18 protein-coding genes are annotated in these 19,677 nt (G+C 54.9%); 8 read left to right on the top strand and 10 right to left on the bottom strand.

Translation table 11 applies throughout. The annotated features are described in order from the left end of the window. Positions 1-8: 8 nt before the first annotated feature. The 6 genes from AC2TF6_RS01310 to AC2TF6_RS01285 all read right to left on the bottom strand — a co-directional run bounded on the left by AC2TF6_RS01310 (position 9) and on the right by AC2TF6_RS01285 (position 6,212). Positions 9-854, bottom strand: a complete 846-nt coding sequence (locus AC2TF6_RS01310) for an ABC transporter permease (RefSeq protein WP_491309646.1) — start codon at positions 852-854, stop codon at positions 9-11. A gap of 6 nt (positions 855-860) precedes the next feature. After that, positions 861-1,811 (bottom strand): ABC transporter permease, encoded by a 951-nt coding sequence (locus AC2TF6_RS01305; protein ID WP_491309645.1) that lies wholly within the window; start codon positions 1,809-1,811, stop codon positions 861-863. A gap of 58 nt (positions 1,812-1,869) precedes the next feature. Then, positions 1,870-3,447: an ABC transporter substrate-binding protein gene (locus AC2TF6_RS01300; RefSeq protein ID WP_491309644.1), complete on the bottom strand. Its 1,578-nt coding sequence runs from the start codon at positions 3,445-3,447 to the stop codon at positions 1,870-1,872. Positions 3,448-3,688: 241 nt separating this feature from the next. Further along, entirely contained in the window at positions 3,689-4,141 is a 453-nt protein-coding gene (locus tag AC2TF6_RS01295) for a MarR family winged helix-turn-helix transcriptional regulator (protein ID WP_218230582.1), read from the bottom strand. A 169-nt stretch (positions 4,142-4,310) separates the two neighbouring features. Beyond that, positions 4,311-5,315, bottom strand: a complete 1,005-nt coding sequence (locus tag AC2TF6_RS01290; protein WP_491309643.1) for a hypothetical protein — start codon at positions 5,313-5,315, stop codon at positions 4,311-4,313. Between the two features lie 36 nt (positions 5,316-5,351). Further along, positions 5,352-6,212, bottom strand: a complete 861-nt coding sequence (locus tag AC2TF6_RS01285; RefSeq protein WP_491309642.1) for an RNA polymerase sigma factor — start codon at positions 6,210-6,212, stop codon at positions 5,352-5,354. A 373-nt stretch (positions 6,213-6,585) separates the two neighbouring features. On the opposite strand from AC2TF6_RS01285, the gene AC2TF6_RS01280 reads away from it, so the two are divergent. Together AC2TF6_RS01280 and AC2TF6_RS01275 are read left to right on the top strand one after the other, a co-directional pair. Continuing rightward, positions 6,586-8,154 (top strand): PucR family transcriptional regulator, encoded by a 1,569-nt coding sequence (locus AC2TF6_RS01280; protein ID WP_491309641.1) that lies wholly within the window; start codon positions 6,586-6,588, stop codon positions 8,152-8,154. A gap of 15 nt (positions 8,155-8,169) precedes the next feature. Continuing rightward, positions 8,170-8,943, top strand: coding sequence for an SDR family oxidoreductase (locus AC2TF6_RS01275; RefSeq protein ID WP_491309640.1), 774 nt, complete (start codon positions 8,170-8,172; stop codon positions 8,941-8,943). Between the two features lie 120 nt (positions 8,944-9,063). Here AC2TF6_RS01275 and AC2TF6_RS01270 read toward each other — a convergent pair whose 3' ends face one another. After that, complete coding sequence (locus AC2TF6_RS01270; protein ID WP_491309639.1) at positions 9,064-10,824, bottom strand: methyl-accepting chemotaxis protein; 1,761 nt, start codon at positions 10,822-10,824, stop codon at positions 9,064-9,066. Positions 10,825-11,081: 257 nt separating this feature from the next. Here AC2TF6_RS01270 and AC2TF6_RS01265 point away from each other — a divergent pair, with 257 nt between their 5' ends. From AC2TF6_RS01265 to AC2TF6_RS01245, 5 genes are all read left to right on the top strand, one after another. Then, positions 11,082-12,236: a YhgE/Pip domain-containing protein gene (locus AC2TF6_RS01265; protein WP_491309638.1), complete on the top strand. Its 1,155-nt coding sequence runs from the start codon at positions 11,082-11,084 to the stop codon at positions 12,234-12,236. 85 nt (positions 12,237-12,321) lie between these two features. Further along, the gene (locus AC2TF6_RS01260) at positions 12,322-12,876 is read left to right on the top strand and encodes a PadR family transcriptional regulator (RefSeq protein ID WP_491309637.1); all 555 of its coding nucleotides are present in this window, start codon (positions 12,322-12,324) and stop codon (positions 12,874-12,876) included. Positions 12,877-13,047: 171 nt separating this feature from the next. Beyond that, positions 13,048-14,262, top strand: coding sequence for a selenium metabolism membrane protein YedE/FdhT (gene yedE / locus AC2TF6_RS01255; RefSeq protein WP_491309636.1), 1,215 nt, complete (start codon positions 13,048-13,050; stop codon positions 14,260-14,262). Further along, entirely contained in the window at positions 14,252-14,479 is a 228-nt protein-coding gene (gene yedF, locus AC2TF6_RS01250) for a sulfurtransferase-like selenium metabolism protein YedF (protein WP_009675875.1), read from the top strand. Before yedE ends, yedF begins: the two co-directional genes overlap by 11 nt. Positions 14,480-14,641: 162 nt before the next feature. Continuing rightward, on the top strand, positions 14,642-16,042 hold the full coding sequence (locus tag AC2TF6_RS01245; protein WP_491309635.1) for a DUF5050 domain-containing protein: 1,401 nt from the start codon (positions 14,642-14,644) through the stop codon (positions 16,040-16,042). 256 nt (positions 16,043-16,298) lie between these two features. Here AC2TF6_RS01245 and AC2TF6_RS01240 read toward each other — a convergent pair whose 3' ends face one another. The 3 genes from AC2TF6_RS01240 to AC2TF6_RS01230 all read right to left on the bottom strand — a co-directional run bounded on the left by AC2TF6_RS01240 (position 16,299) and on the right by AC2TF6_RS01230 (position 18,211). Beyond that, positions 16,299-17,318 carry an NADP-dependent oxidoreductase gene (locus AC2TF6_RS01240; protein ID WP_491309634.1) on the bottom strand — a complete coding sequence of 340 codons (1,020 nt, stop codon included), beginning with the start codon at positions 17,316-17,318 and terminating at the stop codon, positions 16,299-16,301. Positions 17,319-17,484: 166 nt separating this feature from the next. Further along, on the bottom strand, positions 17,485-17,778 hold the full coding sequence (locus AC2TF6_RS01235) for an ArsR/SmtB family transcription factor (RefSeq protein ID WP_009675772.1): 294 nt from the start codon (positions 17,776-17,778) through the stop codon (positions 17,485-17,487). A gap of 31 nt (positions 17,779-17,809) precedes the next feature. After that, positions 17,810-18,211 carry a winged helix-turn-helix transcriptional regulator gene (locus tag AC2TF6_RS01230; protein WP_491309633.1) on the bottom strand — a complete coding sequence of 134 codons (402 nt, stop codon included), beginning with the start codon at positions 18,209-18,211 and terminating at the stop codon, positions 17,810-17,812. Positions 18,212-18,409: 198 nt separating this feature from the next. On the opposite strand from AC2TF6_RS01230, the gene AC2TF6_RS01225 reads away from it, so the two are divergent. After that, on the top strand, positions 18,410-19,612 hold the full coding sequence (locus AC2TF6_RS01225; RefSeq protein WP_491309632.1) for an MFS transporter: 1,203 nt from the start codon (positions 18,410-18,412) through the stop codon (positions 19,610-19,612). The last annotated feature ends 65 nt before the right edge of the window (positions 19,613-19,677 follow it).

Here is a 19,677-nt window from a genome sequence, read left to right as displayed (position 1 = left end):
CTGAAAAATTAGCGCCGGTTCACCTTCGGTTCGAACGCCGAACGGAACACATCACCCAGGTAATTGAAGCTAAGAACTGTCGTCAGAATGAATAAACCGGGAAACAAGGCCAGATAGGGGTTTTCACCCAAATAGCCCTTGGCGTTGTTTAGCATGCTGCCCCAGGAGGCATACGGCGGTCTTACGCCGAGCCCGAGAAAGCTCAAAGCGGACTCCATCATAATCGTACCCGCTATCGAAATCGTGGCGGCCACGATAATTGTCGGGACAATGCTCGGAATAATATGCCGGGCGATAATCCGGAAGGTGCTCTGCCCGGACACACGGGCATACAGCACATATTCCCTTTCCTTGACGGAAATGGTCTCCGCGCGCACAATCCGGGAGATGTACATCCAGCTGAGCAGGCCGATAATCAGAATGATGGTCAGAATACTCGGCTTTAAATAGGCGTTCAGAATAAGCATCAGGAAAAAGGACGGAATGGACAGCAGAATATCGACGCCGCGCATAATAAAACTGTCCGTTTTGCCGCCGAAATACCCGCTGACCGTGCCTACGGCCGTCCCGATAACGACGGACAAGATCATCGCCAGGAAGCCTACGCTGAGCGAAACCCGGCCGCCGTACAAAGCGCGCGCGAAATAATCGCGGCCGTTGTCATCCGTCCCGAACCAATGCTCCGCACTCGGAGGCTGCAAACGCTCCGTCAGATGAATGGCATTGGGGTCGTACGGGACGGCGAAAGCGAATATTGCCGCCAGCGCGTACAGCGCGAGCAAGATCAGCGCCGCGAGGCCCGACTTCTGCCGGAGCAGCTGCGCCTTAAGCAGGCGCCATCTCATGGAGTTCATTCGTCCTCACCTCATCGTTTTTATTCGGGGATCTGCCAGGCCGTACAGCACATCGGCCAGCAAATTACCGAAAATGAGCAGGAAAGACGACATCATCGTCATGCCCATAATGAGCGGATAATCCAGACCGAAGACCGCGTTGATGCCGAGCGAGCCCATGCCGGGCCATGAGAAAATACTTTCCACAATAAAAGCGCCGGTGATAATCTCCGCAAAGGACAAGCCGAACAGCGTAATCACGGGCAGCAGCACATTCCTCAGAATATGGCGGAAAAGTACCGTACGTCTGGTCGAGCCGTAGGCGTACTGGATCTGGACGTAATCCTCCTCCAGCTGGCTGATCGTACTCGACCGGATATAGCGCATAAACACGGAGACATGGGTGATGCACAGGACCAGACAAGGCATGATGCCGTGCTTGATGACATCCCAGGCGGATTGGACACCGATCGTCCGCATCCCCATACTCGGAAGCCAGTGCAGCTTAACGGTGAAGACATAGATCAGAATCAGCGCAAACCATAAGCCCGGCAGAGAAATGCCGATGTACGACAGAAGGCTGAGCACACGGTCCGCCAGCTTGTTTTTATACACGGCCGAGATCAGCCCCAGCACAACCGCGACAAGCAGCGAGAGCAGGAATGCGGAGCCCATCAGCCCGATTGTTGCGGGAAGGCGTTCCACGATCAGGGTCAGCACGGGCCTGTGATTGTTCAGCGAGTACCCGAAATTGCCCACCAGCACATTTTTCAACCAGAGCAAGTACTGAATATAGAGGGGCTGATCAAGCCCCATGTTCTGCCGAATCCGTTCCACATCTTCCGGGCTCATATTCGGCGTTACAAAAGACAGAACGGGATCTCCGGGCGCCAGCCGGATCAGCGCGAACGAGACAATCGAAATAAAGAGCAGGATAGGTATCAACTGCAGGATGCGGTGCAGCACGTATTTTCCCAAAAGAAATTCCTCCGTCAATGACGCCTGGTTGTCGTCGATTCCGTCCGGACTACCGGCTTCATTTCATGTAGATTTTCGAGTAATCGTCAAACAGCACAACCTGTTTCGGCACAGCCTCTTCGAGACCCGCGAATCTCGCGTCTACCGCCACGATCGACTTGCCGTAAGCGATCGGATACGTCGTGACTTCCTCGGCGGAAAGCTCTTGGATCGACTGGTAGAGCTTCGCGCGTTTGGCCGGATCCGTCTCCACGGCGGCTTTCGTCCACAGCGCGTCGAAGTCGCTGTTTTTGTAATGCGAATAATTGTACGATCCGCTGCTGAGATAGAGCGGTTTGTAGGCATCGGGTTCGAAGCCCATGCTGTAGCCGCCGAAGGACATATCGTATTCCTTGTTGTCTTTGTTCAGGGCTTTCTTGCCGAGCGCCGCTCCGTCCAGGGGAATCAGCTCTACGGTGACGCCGATGGCTTTCAGCTTCTGCTGCAAGTAAAGCGACATGTTCTCCTCCGCCTTGCTGCCGTTGAAGTACGCGAAGCGGATTTTCAGCCCTTCAGCTCCGGCCGCTTTAAGCAGTTCCTTCGCTTTTTCAGGGTTATATTCGTACCCCTTCAGATCTTTCTGCTGGTACAAAGTATCCGGCGAAAAAATGGAAGAAGCCGGCTCCGCAAACTCTTGTGACGAAAAGCCTGTCGTAATCAGTTCCTTCTTATCGAGGCCGTGCACGATAGCCTGACGGACTTCCTTCTTATTCATAATTTCGATGTTCGTATTGAACACCATCGTCGTGACTCCGCCCGAAGGGAACGTAATGACGTTCGCCTGCCCGGTGCCCTTCACTTTGTTGTAGTCCTGGGGCTCGATCAGCATCATATTGATTTCCCCGTTTTGGAGGGCAAGTACTGCCGCACTGCTGTCCTTAGCCACGCGGTAAGTGATGCTGTCCAGCTTCGCTTTCCCGGCAAAATAAGAGTCGGACCGTTCCAGCGTCACATATTCTCCCGGACGGTACTCCTTGAATTTGAAAGGCCCGGAGCCGACCGGTTGGTTGTTCTTGGAGCTTTTCTCCAGGTCGCTTTCTCCGGCGAAAATATGCTTCGGAACGGGGATCAGCTGTACCAGCGCGCCCTCGAATGCGGCCGTTGTCTGCGGAAGCGTGAACTCCACTGTCAGGTCGTCGATTTTCTTCGCCTGGATAGGCTTGCCGTCCAGCACGAACAGGCTGCGGAAATAGCTGTGCTGCTTTTCGTCCAGCACCTGCTCGAAGGAGAACACGACGTCGTCGGCCGTCAGCTTCTCCCCGTCATGCCACGTCAGGCCGCTGCGCAGCTTCAGCACGTATGACTTGAGGTCTGCGGACGGCGTCAGGCTCTCCGCAAGCACGAACGTTTTCTTGCCGTCATTGATGCTGAAAAGCGGCGCAAACAGCGACTTGCCGATCGTAAGGGACATGCGGTCCCCGGCGTACAGCGGATTGAATGTTTTCGGATCGTCCTTGATCGCCACGATAAGGCTGCCGCCGGTTTTCGAAGCGGACGAGCTCTCCGCCCCTTCCGGGCTTCCCGTTCCGCTGCATGCGCTTGCCGATAGAAGAATGACGGACATGAGGACAGCGGTTAAACTTTTGGACCATTTCATAAAAATCCCTCCTGATAAAGAATGAAATCCCGGAATTCCGGCGAACTTTTTGTTTACATCTAAACCCATCTGTTTAGTCGGATAAACGATAGCGGAACACCCGGCCTGGGTTACTTGAGCAGGTCACCATCGCCTTCGATGTTTCCTTGGCCTTCATGACGCTTGCCGAGCCATTACCCCAATCCGCAACCGACGCCGCATCTTTGATGCCCACCAGGGCATCTTCGGAAGCTTGAGCATCTTATTTCATCTTTTCTTTCAAAACGTTATCCAGCAGCCGTTCCAGCAGGGAAAGTCCCCGGACGATAGCTTCAAGCTCCTCCTGCGACGAGTTTTTAACGAAAAGCTCCTGAAACTCATGCACGTTGGCGATAATATCCTTCATCTTGTCCTCCGCTTCCGGGGACAGTTGAATCTTCACCACACGCTGATCTTCCTTCGTCCTGAAGCGCTCGATCAGGTTCATATTCTCCAACCGCGAACAAATGGCCGAAACATTGCTGTCGACCATATTGAGCGCCGACCCGATATCGCTGACCCGCATAGCCCCTTCCTTATCGAGAAGAAGCAAAATGTTGATCGACGGAGCCGTAAGATTATGCGGAGAATAGTGCTGGTTGACGATTTTAGTGTGTTTCGTATCGATCACCCGCAGCAGCTCGCCCACCTTGACGCAATAATCGGTAAGTTTCATGGCATTCCTTTCCTGCATTTATTTATTACGATAAATATTATAACGATAAGTATATGGCGTCAATGCTTTTTCTTTGGAATCGGGAAATATCTTTTTGAAAATAATCCATCTCAGCCGGAACGGCAAAAAGCCGCCCTTTCCCAAGGACGGTTTTCATACGGGGACCCGCTCAGTGCACCCACTTCTCCGAATGATAAGCTTTCATGAAACTCAGCAGCTTTTCCAGTACGGCAATGCCTTTCGCTTCCTCTTCCTTCGCTTTCAGCAGTAAAGTCACGGCACGTCCGGCCATATCGCCATCCCTGAGCGCCCCTCCCTGCGGAAACGGAAACATCTCCCGGAGGGAGGAGAACGCGTCCGCTACCGCCCCGTAGTGCGCTGCGGCTTCGGCAGCGGCTTCGCGCACATACCGTTCGACGGAATTACCCGCATTCCATTTAACCGTCAGCTCTCTCAGAAACCGGGCCGCATATTCTCGCGCATCGGCGATGACGGCCGTATTATAAGCATGGCCCAGCTCATCGGCTCTCCTTTCCTTGATCGCGTCGATCCAGCAGTCGTAACCCGCCAGCCCCGTCACAAAGCGGTCTTTGAAAATATGATTCCATTCCCGGCCGCGGGTATGATCGACAATCATATCCAGTGCCATCCGCAGCATTTCGTACTTGGAATGGGGCAGGCTCTCGCTGATGGTCACGAGGAACAGAAGACCGATTTTAGGCTCCCCGAACTTGGCGTAGGTAACGGTTCCTTCCCGCTCCGCATCTTTGGCGTAAAAAAGTTGTTTTTCGTCGTCATAACCGTAAATAAGTCCGAACTCAGGAACAAACAAATCAAATGCGATGGCAGGATACCCTTTATCCACGGATTCCTGGACGAGGGCAATGGTTTGTTCCAGTTTCTCCGGAGTAATCGGAGCCGCAGCCTCTCCCATGGAGCTGATAAACCCTAAATTGCACAAATTCCGGCGGAGAATGTAACCTCCGGGAAATGAAGTGGGCGACTCGATCCCGACTTTGACGGGGTCTATGTTCATACGAAACGCGTGCCCCGTCAATCCCATAACGTCTACAAGAGTGAGATGTTTCTTATCCGTGTAGCTCACGGCTCCATGAACGGCCTTCGCGGCCGAGGTCAACGTTTTCGACCAATCCTTCTCGAATGTCTTCGTCATTCCAACGCCTCCTGCTAATCGTTAATCGATACTCTCTCAGGGAGGGGGAGCCAGTATATGGCGGGCGGGCAATCCAAGCTGCGCACGCTTCCGCACGTAGTCCTGGAGCGAGACACGGATGCGCTCCCTGCGCACCTTGGCGCGGGAACGGGACAGCGAGTTATACACGTTCGCCGTCGCTGTGCCGAGCAGCCGGGCTATTTCCGCGGGCGGCAGTTCGCCGAAGAAATGCGCTTCGAAGATGCCGCGCTCCCGCGGGCTCAGGCCGTGCAGCAGCGACCGCAGGCCTTCCAGCATCGCCTTGCGCATCAGGCTCTCGGTCGGATCGGCGCGGTGCCGCGCCTCCACAGCGGCCGCGTTCTCCAGCCGGAACAGGATCGCGTCGACATCGTCCCAGCCGGCACCGGCCGAGGCGGCCGAATGGCGGACGGCGGACGGTGCCGGCAAGCTGGAGAAAGGCCGCTCCCGGCCGAAGGGCCCGCCCCGGCGCAGCTTCAACAGCGCCTGATTGCGCACGATCCGGCGCAGCCAGGGGCCGAACTTGCCCGCATCGGCAAGCGTGCCCAAGTGCAGGAAAGCGCGGAAAAGCGCGTCCTGCACGACATCTTCTGCGAGAGAGTGGTCTTCCACGAGGCGGTTGGCTAGTCCGAGCGCCTGGGCCCTGTGCCTGCGGACAAGCTCGTTGAACGCCTCCTGGTCGCCCCGGCGGGCACGGTCAATCAGCTCGTGCTCTTCCGGCGCCTCCGGTTCCGGCCGTCCTTCATCCGGTATCGGCATCATCTCCCTGCGCCGGACAAACAGACCCGGTACGGCGTCTACAGGGGACATCTCCCGAGTCTCTCCCTTATCCGGCTGTCCGGTTACCCTTTTGCTTCCCCCGTGTTCCGTTATCTCCATGTCCTTCTCCTTTTCCCGCTCCCCGGAGCACTTCTTCCTTTCCTTTATACAGACACCACGGCTTTATAAAATCTATCTGGTTTCAGAAGCTTTTTATGAAATTACGTTCGCTGCTAACCTCCCGAATCCCTTTTGCACAAAAGTTGAAGCATGAAGCGAGGCTTCGGGACCATTCCCTCTTAGGCCATCATATAGAAAAAAAACGTTTTTTCCTTTGTGCAGCCGCCCAAACACCCCGGACTTTTTTTAGTTTGCGGCCCATACGAAGCGCGAAAAGCCTCTGGTATAGTTAATCGCAAGAGGGCGGGCTTCTTGCCTGCATTCCGGGAGATTGTGGTACGATCAAGCCATGATCTATCTGCGAGGTGAGTCGATGACGACGTCTTTTACGGTTAAAAATTTGCTCGATATGCCGCTCTTCCGGGGAGCCGAGGTTTTGGCGGGGGCACAAGGGCTGTCCAACGAAATTTTTTATGTAGACTGCATGGAAACGCCGGATCTCACGGGCTGGCTGCGGCCCAATGAGCTTATCCTGACCACGGGCTACTCCTTCCGGTTCGAGCCGTCCATGCTGTGCAGGCTTCTCGATGAAATGCACCGGGTCGGAGGCTCTGCCGTCGGCATCAAAACGAAACGATATTTGCAGGAAGTGCATCCCGAAGCGATCGAGCTGAGCAACCGCTACGGCATTCCGCTGTTCGATATTCCGCTGGACGTGCCTTTCATGGACATGACGCGCTCCATTATGGACCAGATTTTGCAGCGGCAGGCTTATCTGCTTAAAGAGGTCCACGAAGTGAACCAGCAGTTCACCGGCATGGTCCTGAACCGCAAATTTTCGGAGCTTGTGATTCTTATCGGGAAGCTGCTGCGTTGTGAAGTGGCCATTCTCAATCGGGAAGGCGAAGTGGAGAGCAGCACAGCGGACTATAACGCGGCAGCCGGTGTGGAAAACCGCCCCGTTTTTACGGGAAACCGGATATTCGGAACGCTGTCGCTTACGCGGAAGTTGGAAGACGGGGACCATTTCGAAAAAATGTGCCTGGATCATGCCGTGATGGCTCTCGCCATCGAATTTACGATCCGGCAGGCCCAGCAGCTTCACCGGTCGCGGGAGCAGGAGCTTTTTGCGGCGGAGCTTCTCTCGGGCGGGGTTTCCCGCCAGGAAGACCTGCTCCGGCACAGGGCCAAGCACCTGGGCATCCCTTACGGCGGTTTCGTTTACGTCATGGCGCTCCGGGCCTCCTGTCCCGCGGATACGGATTCCGAGACGGTTAAGACCCTCCACTCCCGCCTGGCCGAAGAAGTGAACCGCGACAGCGGCGGGCATAGACGGCTGGCCGTCGAGATCAACGACCGCCTGCTCCTTATCTGCGCGGCAGACCGGCCGGAGACCGGGAAGCAGCTGGAAACCGCCCGCAAGTACAAGGCGGAGCTGGAGGCCAGAGCTTCCCGGATCGTTGGAGCGGACGCAGCCGCCATGATCGTCCGGTGCGGCATCGGCGCTGTCCGCGGCCAATACGCGGACCTGCACGCGAGCTGCCTGGAAGCCCGGCAGGCGCTGGCTTTCGGAGAGCAGGCGGCGGATCAGCCGGAAGTGCTCCATTTCCATGATAGGCTGGTAGAGCATCTGCTCATGGACGTCGCCGGCCACCCGCTCCTGGAACAGCTTCATGGGGAGCTGATACAGCCGCTGCTGGATTACGACGGCGAAGCCGGGACGGAGCTGCTGCCGACGCTCGAGGCTTACCTGAAGTCGGGCAGCACGAAACAGGTGGCCGAAGAGCTGTTCATCCACCGCAATTCCGTCTTGTACCGGCTGGAGAGAATCCGGGAGCTGCTGCGGACGGATATCCATGATCCGGATATCCGGTTCCGGTTGGATCTGGCGATCCGCTACGGACAATCCCGGAAAATCAAGCGCGTTTGCCCTCAGCTTTAACTACGAAACGAGGAGATGGATGCGATGTCAACGTTAAGAGACCAGCGTGTCGTGATTATCGGAGGAAGCTCCGGAATCGGGCTGGCGGCAGCCCGGCAGGCTGTCGGACAGGGAGCGGAAGTGATTATCGTGGGACGTTCCGCGGAAAGGCTGAAACAGGCCGAAGAAGCGATCCAGCTTCCAGCGCGCGGTGTCTCGTCGCATGAGGATATTCAACCGGCCGGGCGTGTGCGGACCTTCCGGCTGAACAACCGGAACGAAGACGAGCTGCAATCGTTCTTCGACCGGGTCGGAGCTTTCGATCATCTGTTCACCCCGGGCGCTTCTTATGTGCGGGGACCGATCACCTCGGACGCGGAGACCGCGCACAGCTGCTTCGAGGGGAAATTCTGGCCGCAGTATAACGCCGTCAAATATGCGGTGCCTTATCTGTCCCGCAGCGGCTCCGTCGTGCTGATGTCAGGGGCTTTCAGCCAGCGCCCGCTTGGCGACGGGGCTTCCTATGCAGCCTGCAACGGAGCCATCGAAAGCCTCGGCAAAGCGCTTGCGGTCGAGCTGGCCCCCGTACGCGTCAACGTGGTCTCCCCAGGCACAATTGTGACCAATTTCAATTGGGAGGGCGCCTCTCGGGAGAAACGGGAGGAGTCGTACAACGCGTACAACGACATGTGCCTGCTCGGCCGAACCGGAAACGCGGACGAAGTGGCGCACACGGTCGTGTACTTGATGACGAACGGCTACACGACCGGAAGCACTCTTTTCCCGGACGGCGGGTACATCTTACGCTGATGCCGTGAACGATGGGCTGCCGCTCTTCCCTTGCTTCTGCCGATACGCCAAAAAGCCGCCGGCCGCGGAGGTTTCCTCCGAGGCTGACGGCTGTTCTTATTGCGGGCAGGCGGGAACGCTTTAGGAAGCCGCTGCGTGCTCCCCGTGTCCTCGGTAATGAACGTTCGGCTGGCTTGCCGCCCCCGGTTCATCGCCCTCGAATTTGAATTTCTGAATTTCGTCCTGCAGCTCCTTCGCCATGTGGCTGAGCGCGTCGGAAGACGCGGAAATCTCCTCCATGGAAGCGAGCTGCTCCTCACAGACAGCCGCTACGCTCTGGGAATGGCCGGAAATATCCCCGGACAAGCCGGCAAGCTGTTCCTCCGCCTTAAGCAGCTGTTCCGTAGCGGCCGACAGCTCTTCGGTTGCGGCCGAGACTTCCTGCACCTGGCCGGTTACGGTCCCGATCGCCCGGTAAATGTCGTTGAACGCTTCCCCGGTGCGGTTCATGACACGCGTTCCGGCCTCGACCTCGGCAGATCCCCTGTTCATGGCGGTTACGGATTGAGCAACCGTCTGCACCATCCGCTGAATACCCTTCGCGATTTGCTCTGAAGCTTCCCCCGTCTGCTCCGCCAGCTTCTTCACTTCTCCCGCCACGACAGCGAAACCTTTGCCGTGTTCTCCGGCCCTCGCGGCCTCGATGCTCGCATTAAGCGACAAGAGATTCGTCTGCTGGGCGATATCTTTGATGAAGGCCGTGATCTTCTCAATGTTTCTGGACTGTTCGCCCAGGTCATGAATAACCGCGGCGGATTCTTCTATCGTGGTCCGGATCTGTTTCATCTGGACGACGGTTTCCCCGAGAAGCTTCCTACCCTCTTCCGCCTGAAGCGCCGCTTGTTCCGATGACTCCACCGTGATCGAAGCCGACTCGGCAATGCGCTGGATACTCTGAGCGCTTTCTTCGATCGCCTGTTTGTTTTCACGCAGCTGATTCACCTGCCGGTCGGCCGTCCCGGAAATATCCTGCATCGATTCGGCCACCTGCTGCGCGCCCGTGACCGCCTGTTCGGAGCCGTCCGACAGCTCCTTGGAAGCGGCAGCCACTTCAACGGCGTTCCGGTTGATTTTGGCGAGCAGCGTCCTCAGGTTCGCTTTCATCTCATTAAAAGCCCCCGCCAGTTGGCCGATTTCATCTTTCTGCTTGAGCCGCACATCGTCGCCCGTCAAATCGCCGTTCGCGATCCGCTTGGCCGCCTGGGCCACAAGCGCCACGGGACGTGCGATCATTCGGGTGATCAGATAGGCGAGAACGACGCCTGCGACAAGCGCCACAAGAACCGTGGCCCATAGAAGCGTCTTGATGTCACTTACCTTCTGTGAAGTCTCCTGCACGGACTGGTTCAGCTGCGACTGCTGAAATTCTTCCAGCTCCGCGGCCGTATCCGCCAGTTGGCGGGCCATGGGCACGCACTTTTCTTCTACCAGCCGGGTGTAATTCCGGATATCTTCCACTTTTTTGTATGCCGCTGTTTCGGCCACGATGCCCGCATACTGTTCTTCCAGGATGCTTAAACGGGCGGCCAGTTCTTTCGACTTGTCCTGATGTATGTTAGCCTGCAGCTTGCTCAAATCCGCTTTAAACGTCTGTCTGTCCTGCTCGTAACTTTTAAAATGTTCTTCATTGCCCGTCAGGAGATAACCCCGTACGTTTTTGGTTTCTTCGGCCGCGGTTGTTCCCAAGTCCTTGATAATCAGAATTTTCTCTACCCGGTCGTTAATGAGACTCTGATAAACCTTGTTCACCGAAGTAAGTTGGTATAAACCAATGGCCCCAACTACGAAGGTCAGCAGCAATACCGCTGCAAAGCTGAGCGCAAGCTTTTGTTTGAACTTCATAAGATTCCTCATTTTTATGTAGTATTTAGGTCTTAACTCCTATTAAACCTGAAATTACGATTTTAAAACATGTTGTTTTTGACTTTTTTTGATAAAGTTTTCGTTAAATTTAAGTCTTTTGACTTATTTTCACGATAAGGGTCCGTTCATCATTTATATATTTGACAAGCCAGACTCCCAAGCGTAGAATTACAAAAATATATTACTCTAATTAGAGTACTTTGATTAGAATATAATTTCTCTAGGAGTGAGCGCACGTGAACGGATTTTTAAATTTTATGAAAAGCAAAGCCGTGATCGGCGGGTTAACGATGATCCTGTTTTACCAGGTCGCGTTTATCGCCATTTTTATGTCGGGATACAGCGCGATTCCCAAGAATATCAACGAGCTTAAGATCGCGATCGTCAACGAAGATACGCAGGCCGGCAAGGAAATCGCCGCCAGCTTGCAGAAAGAGCTGCCCTTCCACGTTACTATGGGCGCTTCTTTGGAGCAGGCCCGGGAAGAGCTGAACGACCGTGACGTTCATATGGTCATCCATATCCCCGCGGACTTTACGGAGAAGCTTTCCCAGCAGAACCAGAAAGCTCCGATGGATTTTATGATCAACCAGTCTAACCCGGCGACGGTTACCAGTACGATGCAGTCGGTCGTTACGCAAATTACCGGCAGTCTGAACCAGCAGTTCGCCGTACAAAACACCCAGGGCATTTTGCAAAAACTGAACATGCCGGAAGAGCAGGCCAAGCAGCTCGCGGCCGAGATCCCGACTAAGCTTGCGCCCAACATGATCAATATCAATAAAGTGCCGGCGGGGATGCATAATCAGATGGCGCCTTTCTTCCTGGCGATGGTCAGCTATGTGGGAGCCATGGTTTTCTCCATGATGGTTACGGGCGCAACCCGGGCCTATACCCCTATCCTCGGCCGCGCCAAGGCTTTCTGGTACGCACAGGGAGTAAACGCGCTTGTCGCCTTCTTCTCTCCGCTGATCGGCCTGACGATTTACTTCCTGATTCAAGGCGGTTACGAAGCCGGCGTCTTCTTTCAGGTATGGCTCGTTCATGCGCTGGAGCTGTTCGCGGCGATCGAATTTATGTCTATTTTCTGCTACCTGCTCAAAGACGCCGCGATTTTCGCGAACCTGACGCTTATGCTGTTCCAGACCATCAGCAGCGGCGCCGTCATGACGCAGGATATGATGCCGGCTCTGTTCAGATGGATAAGCCACATCTCCATCATGTACTACACCGTACAAACCGATTTCAGCCTGCTCTTCGGCGGAGGCAAGATCGGGGAAAATCTTCTCGGTCTCGCCGGTATGGCCATTGCGTCGCTTGTGGTCGGACAGTTGGCCTATCTGTTCGTTTCTCCCGGATTCAAGAAAAAAGCGCTGACGGATGCTTCTTGAGCCCTCTTCGTGTACAATAAGAAGGCTCGGGGGTCCGGCGGACCCCCGGTTTTTCAACATGATGGTTCAAAGGGGAGACTTTCCGATGTCACTGCAGATTTTTATTCTGGGAATCTTATGCGAAGGCAATCACCACCCTTACGATATAAAGAAAATGTTCAAGAAGAACAACATAGAGGACGTTTACAAGATCAACGACGGAACCCTTTATTACAATTTTGACGTCCTGTTAAAAAAGGGCTACATCGAAAAACGCGAAGTTATCCGCGAGGACAACCGCCCCGAAAAAACGACCTACGGAATTACACCGAAAGGCCGCGAGTTTCTGGAACAGGAAATCTACGCGAGCTTCCGGAATTTCACTGGAGTCGAATCGCTCTATTCGTCTACCCTTTTTCTGCAGCATGCCGATAAGAACAAGCTTATTTTTCTGATCGAGGAAGTTATAGACAAGATGAGAAACCGAAGCGAGCAGCAGAATCAGGATTGGGAGTCCTTCAAGGACAAAACGCAGCCGAGCGTTCATCTCATTCAGGACTATGTCCATAACCGGATGAAGCTGGAGTCGGAATGGCTTGTGAAGCTGCTTGACTTCGTTAAAACGGAAGCCTATAACGGGTTCCCCTCATGGAACGGATAAAGTCACAATTCGGATCAGGTGCAAAAGAAAACTTTTGCCCTGATTTTTTGTTTTGTCTGGAATTTTTTATAAAGCGGGTTCCCCCATTGTTCCGGAGGTTGTAGTAGAATGGGTTGAGTAGACTGAACAATGGATAAGATTGACTACTTAGAGTAAGGGGCTAGAAGAAGTATGCAGGGGACCATCAAGAAAATTTTCACTCACTACTGGAGTCCTTATATCGCCATGGGTTTAGCCGGCGTCTTAAGCGCTCTGTACTTCGGCATCACGAAAACCGTCTGGGCGGTAACCGGGGAATTCACCCGTCTGGGCGGGCACATTCTCCAGCTCTTCGGCGTGGATGTGTCGGACTGGGCTTATTTCAAACTGGTCGGCATGAACGGGACGACGCTGACCCGCACCGACGGATGGATTGTCTGGGGGATGTTTATCGGCGCCCTCGTTATGATTCTGCTCAGCAACAATTTTAAAATCCGCATTCCGAAGCAAAAACGCCGGCTTGTGCAGGGGTTCGTCGGAGGAATTATCGCCGGATTCGGCGCAAGGCTGGCCTTGGGGTGCAACCTGGCCGCCTTCTTCACGGGTGTGCCGCAATTCTCGCTGCACTCCTGGATCTTCATCGCGGCTACCGCGATCGGCACTTATCTCGGCGTGAAGGTCGTGAACATGGCCTGGTGGAAAGGCAAGCCCGTGCTGAGCAAGGGCAATACGGCCGCATCCCCGTCATCCGCGAAGAAACGGATCGTACAGCCCTACGTGGGGGCGGGGATTGCCCTCGCTTACGCGGCGCTGATCGTTTATTTCTTCGCCTCAGGCAAAACCATGCTGGGCGCCGCCGCGATTTTCGGCGCAGCCTTCGGCATTCTGATCGAGCGCGGACAGATCTGCTTCACCTCGGCGTTCCGGGATCTCTGGATCAGCGGCCGCGCCGCCATGACCAAGGCCATTACCGCAGGCATGGCGATAAGCTCCGTGGCCACGCTGATCATCATCCTCGTGTACGGGCTGGAGCCCATCACCAAAATCGCCGCACCCAGCACACTGGTCGGCGGAATTTTGTTCGGCCTCGGCATCGTGCTTGCGGGGGGCTGCGAAACCGGCATGATGTACCGGCTGATGGAAGGCCAGGTCGTCTTTCTGCCGGTCTTTATCGGCAACATTATCGGAGCGACCGCACTCGCTTACGCTTGGGATCATCTCGGCGTCTTTAACCTGCTCGCCAAGAGCGGCTCGAAGATTAACCTCATCCCGCTAATGGGCCCTTACGGCGCCCTGTTCGCTACGCTCGCGCTGCTGGCCGCCGGATTCGCCGTGGCCGCTTATTGGCAGAAAAATTACCGGTTCGGAACCGGATTCAAGAAAGGGGACACAACTCATGTCCGTTGATTACACACTCGATATCAGGGGCGAATCCTGCCCTTATCCCGTCATTTATACGTTGGAAACCCTTCGCGATATGAAAAAAGGGCAGCTTCTGCAGGTAATTGCAGACTGCCCGGCCGCCTTCCGCAACGTACCGGAAGAAGTGGTGAAGCACGGCTATACGATGGCCCAGGAGCCCGTTAGAGACGGCCAGGAATTTACGCTGTATATCCGGGCCTAGAGAAAAGTCTGCAAGGATTGTCGTTATCATCCGATATAGGAACTATCTTCTTTGGAAAGGTCGGTTGCATCCAGAATGAACGTATTCTTCTCTTCAGGCTTACATACTAGGAACGGCAAGAACGGTAATTCTTCACGCTTCAAAAGTAAAGCAGGCCGGCTCTTGCGCCTTGTTCCCGCGCTGATCGGACTCTCTCTGTTCGACTTCTCCGCAGGGATCTCCTCCGCATCCGCATCACTGGGGCAGGATGTGTCGGTCGTCGTCAACGGCGCCGAACTGTTTCCCGACTCCCGCGCCTATATTCAAGCGGAATCCGGCTTGACTTACGTACCGCTGAGGTCGCTGTCGGAGGCGTTTGGCACGGAAGTCGAATGGTCCCAGTCGACGAAGACCGCCACCGTGCGCAAAGGCGCCACCCTTATCGACCTGACGGTCGGGAGCACTCTGGCGCACATTGACGGGCGGGAGGCCGCATTGGAGTCCTCCGCGGAGCAAGAAAACGGCCGGGTCATGGTGCCTGTCCGCTTCATTGCCGAGGCACTCGGCATTGCGATCGCTTGGAATGCCGATACACATACGGTAACCCTGGGCGATACGCCGGCACCTGCCTCCGTGTTTGCTCCGGGGGAAGGAAACGACGTCCAGAACATTCTGAATCAAGCATTCGTCACCCAATCGAACGGGTGGGTGTATTATCAGAACGTGGGCGATGAAAGCAAGCTGTACCGGATGAAAGAAGACGGGGCCGAGTCTGTAAAAATCACGGACGACCCCGCCGCTCAGATCCAAGTGACCGGGGGCTGGGTGTACTATCGGCTTCTTACTCAGGGAGAACGGACCGACGCGGGAGAAGTGTACCGGATCCGGCCCGACGGCACCGAACGCACGAAGCTCAGCAAAGAAAAAGCCGGACAAGTCTATGTAACCGGGGACTGGATTTACTACAACGTTACGGCGGGTTTCGGCTCAGGCCCTCTTTTCAAGATAAAGCTTGACGGAAGCGGCAAACAAGAGCTTTCGCAAAAAGACGAGGACGTCATGGATTTCGTCCCTTATCAAGGACGCATCTATTACAAGCGGAGCACCGGAGGTCTCTATTCCCTGGACCTTGACGGCCGAAACCGCAAAACCTACACAAAGGAATTCGTCCATGAACTGCGCGCGGCCAACGGCTTTATCTACTATCATAAGGACGCTAACCAGCTTCTGAAAATGTCCATACAGACCGGCGAGGAATCTGTAGCTGTGGACAACGTGCCCTTGAGCCGTTATTATGTAGGACCCGATTATCTCGTTCTGGAAAAGGCGCTGAGCTTCCTTGACCGGAAAGTCTATCTGACCGATCTGCAGGGCGGCGCGGAAAAACTCCGGATAAACAACACGCTCGTTAAGTTAAACGTGATCGGTGATTGGATCTATTTCATGACTTATGAAACAAAGAGTTCCACAACGCACCGTTACGCAGATATCGTTTTTTCTCTCGGCCGTGTTAAGAAAGACGGCTCGCAGCGTGAAATCATCACGTCCAAAACGAGCAATCCGTTCCCTAACGAGCGGTTGTAAGCCGACAAAAACGCAAAAACCTCCGGAACCGCAGCTTGCGGGACTGGAGGTTTTTCCTATCCCGCCGAAGGGCAGGAAAGGCGAAGTCAAGTGCGCCAGCGTTTCGTTATCTCAGAACACTTCCTTTTCTATATTTCCGTCTAACGAAAAGAAGAGGACAGCACACGTCCCCCCACCCTTCGTCACTTAACCTTTATTTCATACAGCTTGTTCGTTAGCTCTGCTTCCATCTCGCTGCGCGGCCGCCGATTTTCGGTTAATTTCCATCCGCCTCGCTTACTTTTACAAGCATTTTTCCCAGATTGGTTCCTTTAAAAAGTTCCAAGAACGCTTTAGGAACGTTGTCGAAGCCTTCCACAATCGTTTCTTCGTACTTCAGCTTGCCTTCGGACAGCCACTTGCCCAGATCAGCTCCGGCTTCATGAAAACGGGCGGCGTAATCGCTCAGAACAAAGCCCTGGATCAGAGAGCGGGTCTTGATCAGCTGAGGCTGAATCCGGGGACCCAGGTCGCCGTCCGTGCTGTTGTAGGAGGAGATGGCGCCGCAAAGAGGGATGCGCGCATGGTCGTTCAGCTGTTTCATCACGGCGTCCGAAATTTGTCCGCCCACGTTGTCGTAGTAAACGTCGACTCCGTCGGGACAAGCTTTTGCGATCGCTTCATCCAGGTTATCCGCCGTTTTATAGTTAACCGCGGCATCGAAGCCAAGCTCCTTCTCCAGGTACGCGGTTTTCTCGTCCGAGCCCGCGATACCGACGACGCGCGCTCCTTTCAGCTTCGCGATCTGCCCGACCATCATGCCCACGGCTCCGGCCGCGCCGGACACGACGACGGTCTCGCCTTCTTTCGGCTTGCCGATATCCAGCAGACCGAAGTAGGCCGTCATTCCCGTTAGTCCGAGTACGCTCAAATAAGCGGACAACGGGGCGAGGCCTTCGTCCACTTTGCGGACGGAGGAAGCGTCTACCGTGTTGTACAGCTGCCAGCCGAGCATCCCCAGCACTTTGTCCCCGGTTTCGAATTGCTCCGAACGGGACGATACAACCTCTCCGACAATCCCGCCGCTGATCGGCTCGCCCAGCTTGTAAGGCGGCACGTAAGATTTGGAGTCGTTCATTCTGCCTCTCATATACGGGTCTACGGACAAGTACAGCGAACGCACAACAACCTGGCCCTCGGCAGGATCGGATACGGGAACTTCCCGGAATTCGAAATGATCAACGGTCGGCATCCCCTCGGGACGCGAACGGAGTACGATTTGTTTATTTATCGGCACATGAATTCACTCATTTCTCGTTAGTTTTATTGAACAATGGTTAATAAAAAATAAGGCTATCGCACAAACTAGCTGCACCAAAGCAGGCGTGACCTGCTTTTACCCGATTTTGATAGTTTTAAAACTTTAAAACTATTGGACCAAAAAATACAGGCTTCCCGACAATTTATAAACTGTCCAAGAAACCCGGCAAAAACTGATGAAACACGTCTCTCCGCAGTTCACTCGTTTTATTCTGGCCGCTGCGGATCACTTTTATGAGGCCGGCTTCATACAAAATCTTCAGATGATACGATACGTTCGATTTGTCCATGCCTACGGACTCGCCAATCTCCCCGCACGTATTGCTGCGGTCATGACGATGAAGATACCGGATCATTTCGATTCGCTTCACTTCGGCCAACGCCTTAAAAATCTTGACCCGCCGCTCGTCTTCCACAGTTAATTGTTCGATAGTCATAGAACTATTTTAGATGTCCTCCTATGTTATGTCAACTTGCCGGTGACTCTTCTTCCTTATCAAGGCTTTTCTCGTTTAAAAAGCTGTCTTCCAGGACGGTTGACTTGTCCCCGTATACTTTAATGATGTGTTTCTCGCCCCAGGCGCATAGAGAATCGAGGATTTTTTGCAGCCCCCACCCGTATTCGCTGAGCTCGTAATCCACGCGCGGCGGAATTTCCTGGTGAATGGTTCTTTTAATGACGCCGTCTTCTTCCAGCTCGCGCAGCTGCTGGGTGAGCATTTTTTGCGTAATCGCCGGCATAAGGCGCTTCAGCTCGCTGGTGCGCTTTTTCCCGTACGTCAAATGGCAAAGGATCACACACTTCCACTTTCCCCCGATAATCTCCAAAGTCGCTTCGACCGGTATATTGTATTTCTTCTTTGTCGTCATGTTACGGACCTCCCTTTATAGGTTTCCCCAAAGATACTACGGTACTCCGAGGTACCTATAGTACTTAAAAGTACGTTCTTTTCATGTGAGACTCTATCCCCCATAATAGCATTCACCGGCCGGTATGCACCATACCGTTCGTTCAAATAACAGACTTCCAATTATACCCGGAATTCTGAACCGATAGGAGAGGGAACCATGATTGCCGATTCACAAAAAAGCACGCTCGCTCTACTGGCCCTGGCCATTAGCGCATTTGCCATAGGCACCACCGAGTTTATTAGCGTAGGGCTGCTGCCTCTGATTGCGGAGGACTTGCAGACCTCCTTGACGACAGCGGGACTTACCGTCTCCATGTATGCGCTCGGAGTCACGCTCGGCGCCCCGATCCTGACGTCCCTGACCTCCACGATGACGCGGAAAACGCTGCTCCTGTGGATTATGGTCGTCTTCATCATCGGCAACAGCCTGGCAGCTGGCGCGACGACCATAGGCGTCCTGCTCGCCGCCCGCATTGTCTCTTCGCTGGCCCACGGGGTTTTCATGTCCATCGGCTCGACGATTGCGGCCGATCTCGTCCCCCAACACCGCCGCGCCAGCGCGATTTCCATCATGTTCACGGGGCTGACCGTGGCGACCATTACCGGCGTGCCGATCGGCACCTTCATCGGCCAGCAGTGGGGATGGCGGCTCGCTTTTGCGGCCATCGTCGTTGTGGGCGTCGTCGCCTTCATCGCGAACAGCATGCTCATCCCTTCCACACTGCCGAAGGGAGTCCGCACCACGTTCCGCGATCAGCTGAAGCTCGTGACGAACGGCAGGCTGCTCCTGATGTTCGTCATTACGGCGCTGGGCTACGGCGGCACCTTCGTCGTGTTCACGTTCCTGTCTCCGCTGCTCCATACCGTCACCGGCTTCGCGGAGAATACCGTCACCCTGCTGCTCCTCGTTTACGGAATCGCTATTGCCGTGGGCAACGTGATCGGCGGCAAAGCCGCGAACCGCAAGCCTCTGCCTGCCCTGCTTGTCACGTTCCTCCTACAGGCGGTTGTCCTGTTCGCGTTTGCCTTCACGGCCCCGTACAAGGCAGCCGGACTGATCACCGTCATTCTGATGGGGCTGTTCGCCTTTATGAGCGTGGCCGGGCTTCAGGTGTTCGTCCTGACGCTCGCCAAGCGCTATGTTCCCGCAGCGGTTGATGTCGCATCCGCGATCAATATCGCGGCGTTCAATGCCGGGATCGCCATCGGCGCTTACCTGGGTGGGATCGTTACCGAACGGATGGGCTTGATCCATACCACGTGGGTGGGCGGCATCATGGTCGTGGCCGCCGTTGTTCTGACCGGCTGGAGCTTGCTGCTTGAAGGCAGAACAGCTCTTCGGGAAAATGCTTTGAGTTAAATACTTCCCCATTCCAGGCTCCAGGCGATAAGAGTCAATCTCTGCCCGAAGCCCGGCCTCTATAC

Source organism: Paenibacillus sp. JNUCC 35 (genome assembly GCF_058269095.1).
Note: the sequence above shows the minus strand (reverse complement) of the source record. Positions and strands in the feature narration are given on the sequence as shown.

Excerpts from the sequence above, each read along its gene's own strand:
- yedF (WP_009675875.1), top strand. The coding sequence starts at position 14,252 with ATGTCCGTTGATTACACACTCGATATCAGGGGCGAATCCTGCCCTTAT.
- AC2TF6_RS01260 (WP_491309637.1), top strand. The coding sequence starts at position 12,322 with ATGTCACTGCAGATTTTTATTCTGGGAATCTTATGCGAAGGCAATCAC.
- AC2TF6_RS01300 (WP_491309644.1), bottom strand. The coding sequence starts at position 3,447 with ATGAAATGGTCCAAAAGTTTAACCGCTGTCCTCATGTCCGTCATTCTT.
- AC2TF6_RS01290 (WP_491309643.1), bottom strand. The coding sequence starts at position 5,315 with ATGACGAAGACATTCGAGAAGGATTGGTCGAAAACGTTGACCTCGGCC.
- AC2TF6_RS01280 (WP_491309641.1), top strand. The coding sequence starts at position 6,586 with ATGACGACGTCTTTTACGGTTAAAAATTTGCTCGATATGCCGCTCTTC.
- AC2TF6_RS01270 (WP_491309639.1), bottom strand. The coding sequence starts at position 10,824 with ATGAAGTTCAAACAAAAGCTTGCGCTCAGCTTTGCAGCGGTATTGCTG.
- yedE (WP_491309636.1), top strand. The coding sequence starts at position 13,048 with ATGCAGGGGACCATCAAGAAAATTTTCACTCACTACTGGAGTCCTTAT.
- AC2TF6_RS01275 (WP_491309640.1), top strand. The coding sequence starts at position 8,170 with ATGGATGCGATGTCAACGTTAAGAGACCAGCGTGTCGTGATTATCGGA.
- AC2TF6_RS01285 (WP_491309642.1), bottom strand. The coding sequence starts at position 6,212 with ATGGAGATAACGGAACACGGGGGAAGCAAAAGGGTAACCGGACAGCCG.
- AC2TF6_RS01310 (WP_491309646.1), bottom strand. The coding sequence starts at position 854 with ATGAACTCCATGAGATGGCGCCTGCTTAAGGCGCAGCTGCTCCGGCAG.
- AC2TF6_RS01295 (WP_218230582.1), bottom strand. The coding sequence starts at position 4,141 with ATGAAACTTACCGATTATTGCGTCAAGGTGGGCGAGCTGCTGCGGGTG.
- AC2TF6_RS01230 (WP_491309633.1), bottom strand. The coding sequence starts at position 18,211 with ATGACGACAAAGAAGAAATACAATATACCGGTCGAAGCGACTTTGGAG.
- AC2TF6_RS01235 (WP_009675772.1), bottom strand. The coding sequence starts at position 17,778 with ATGACTATCGAACAATTAACTGTGGAAGACGAGCGGCGGGTCAAGATT.
- AC2TF6_RS01225 (WP_491309632.1), top strand. The coding sequence starts at position 18,410 with ATGATTGCCGATTCACAAAAAAGCACGCTCGCTCTACTGGCCCTGGCC.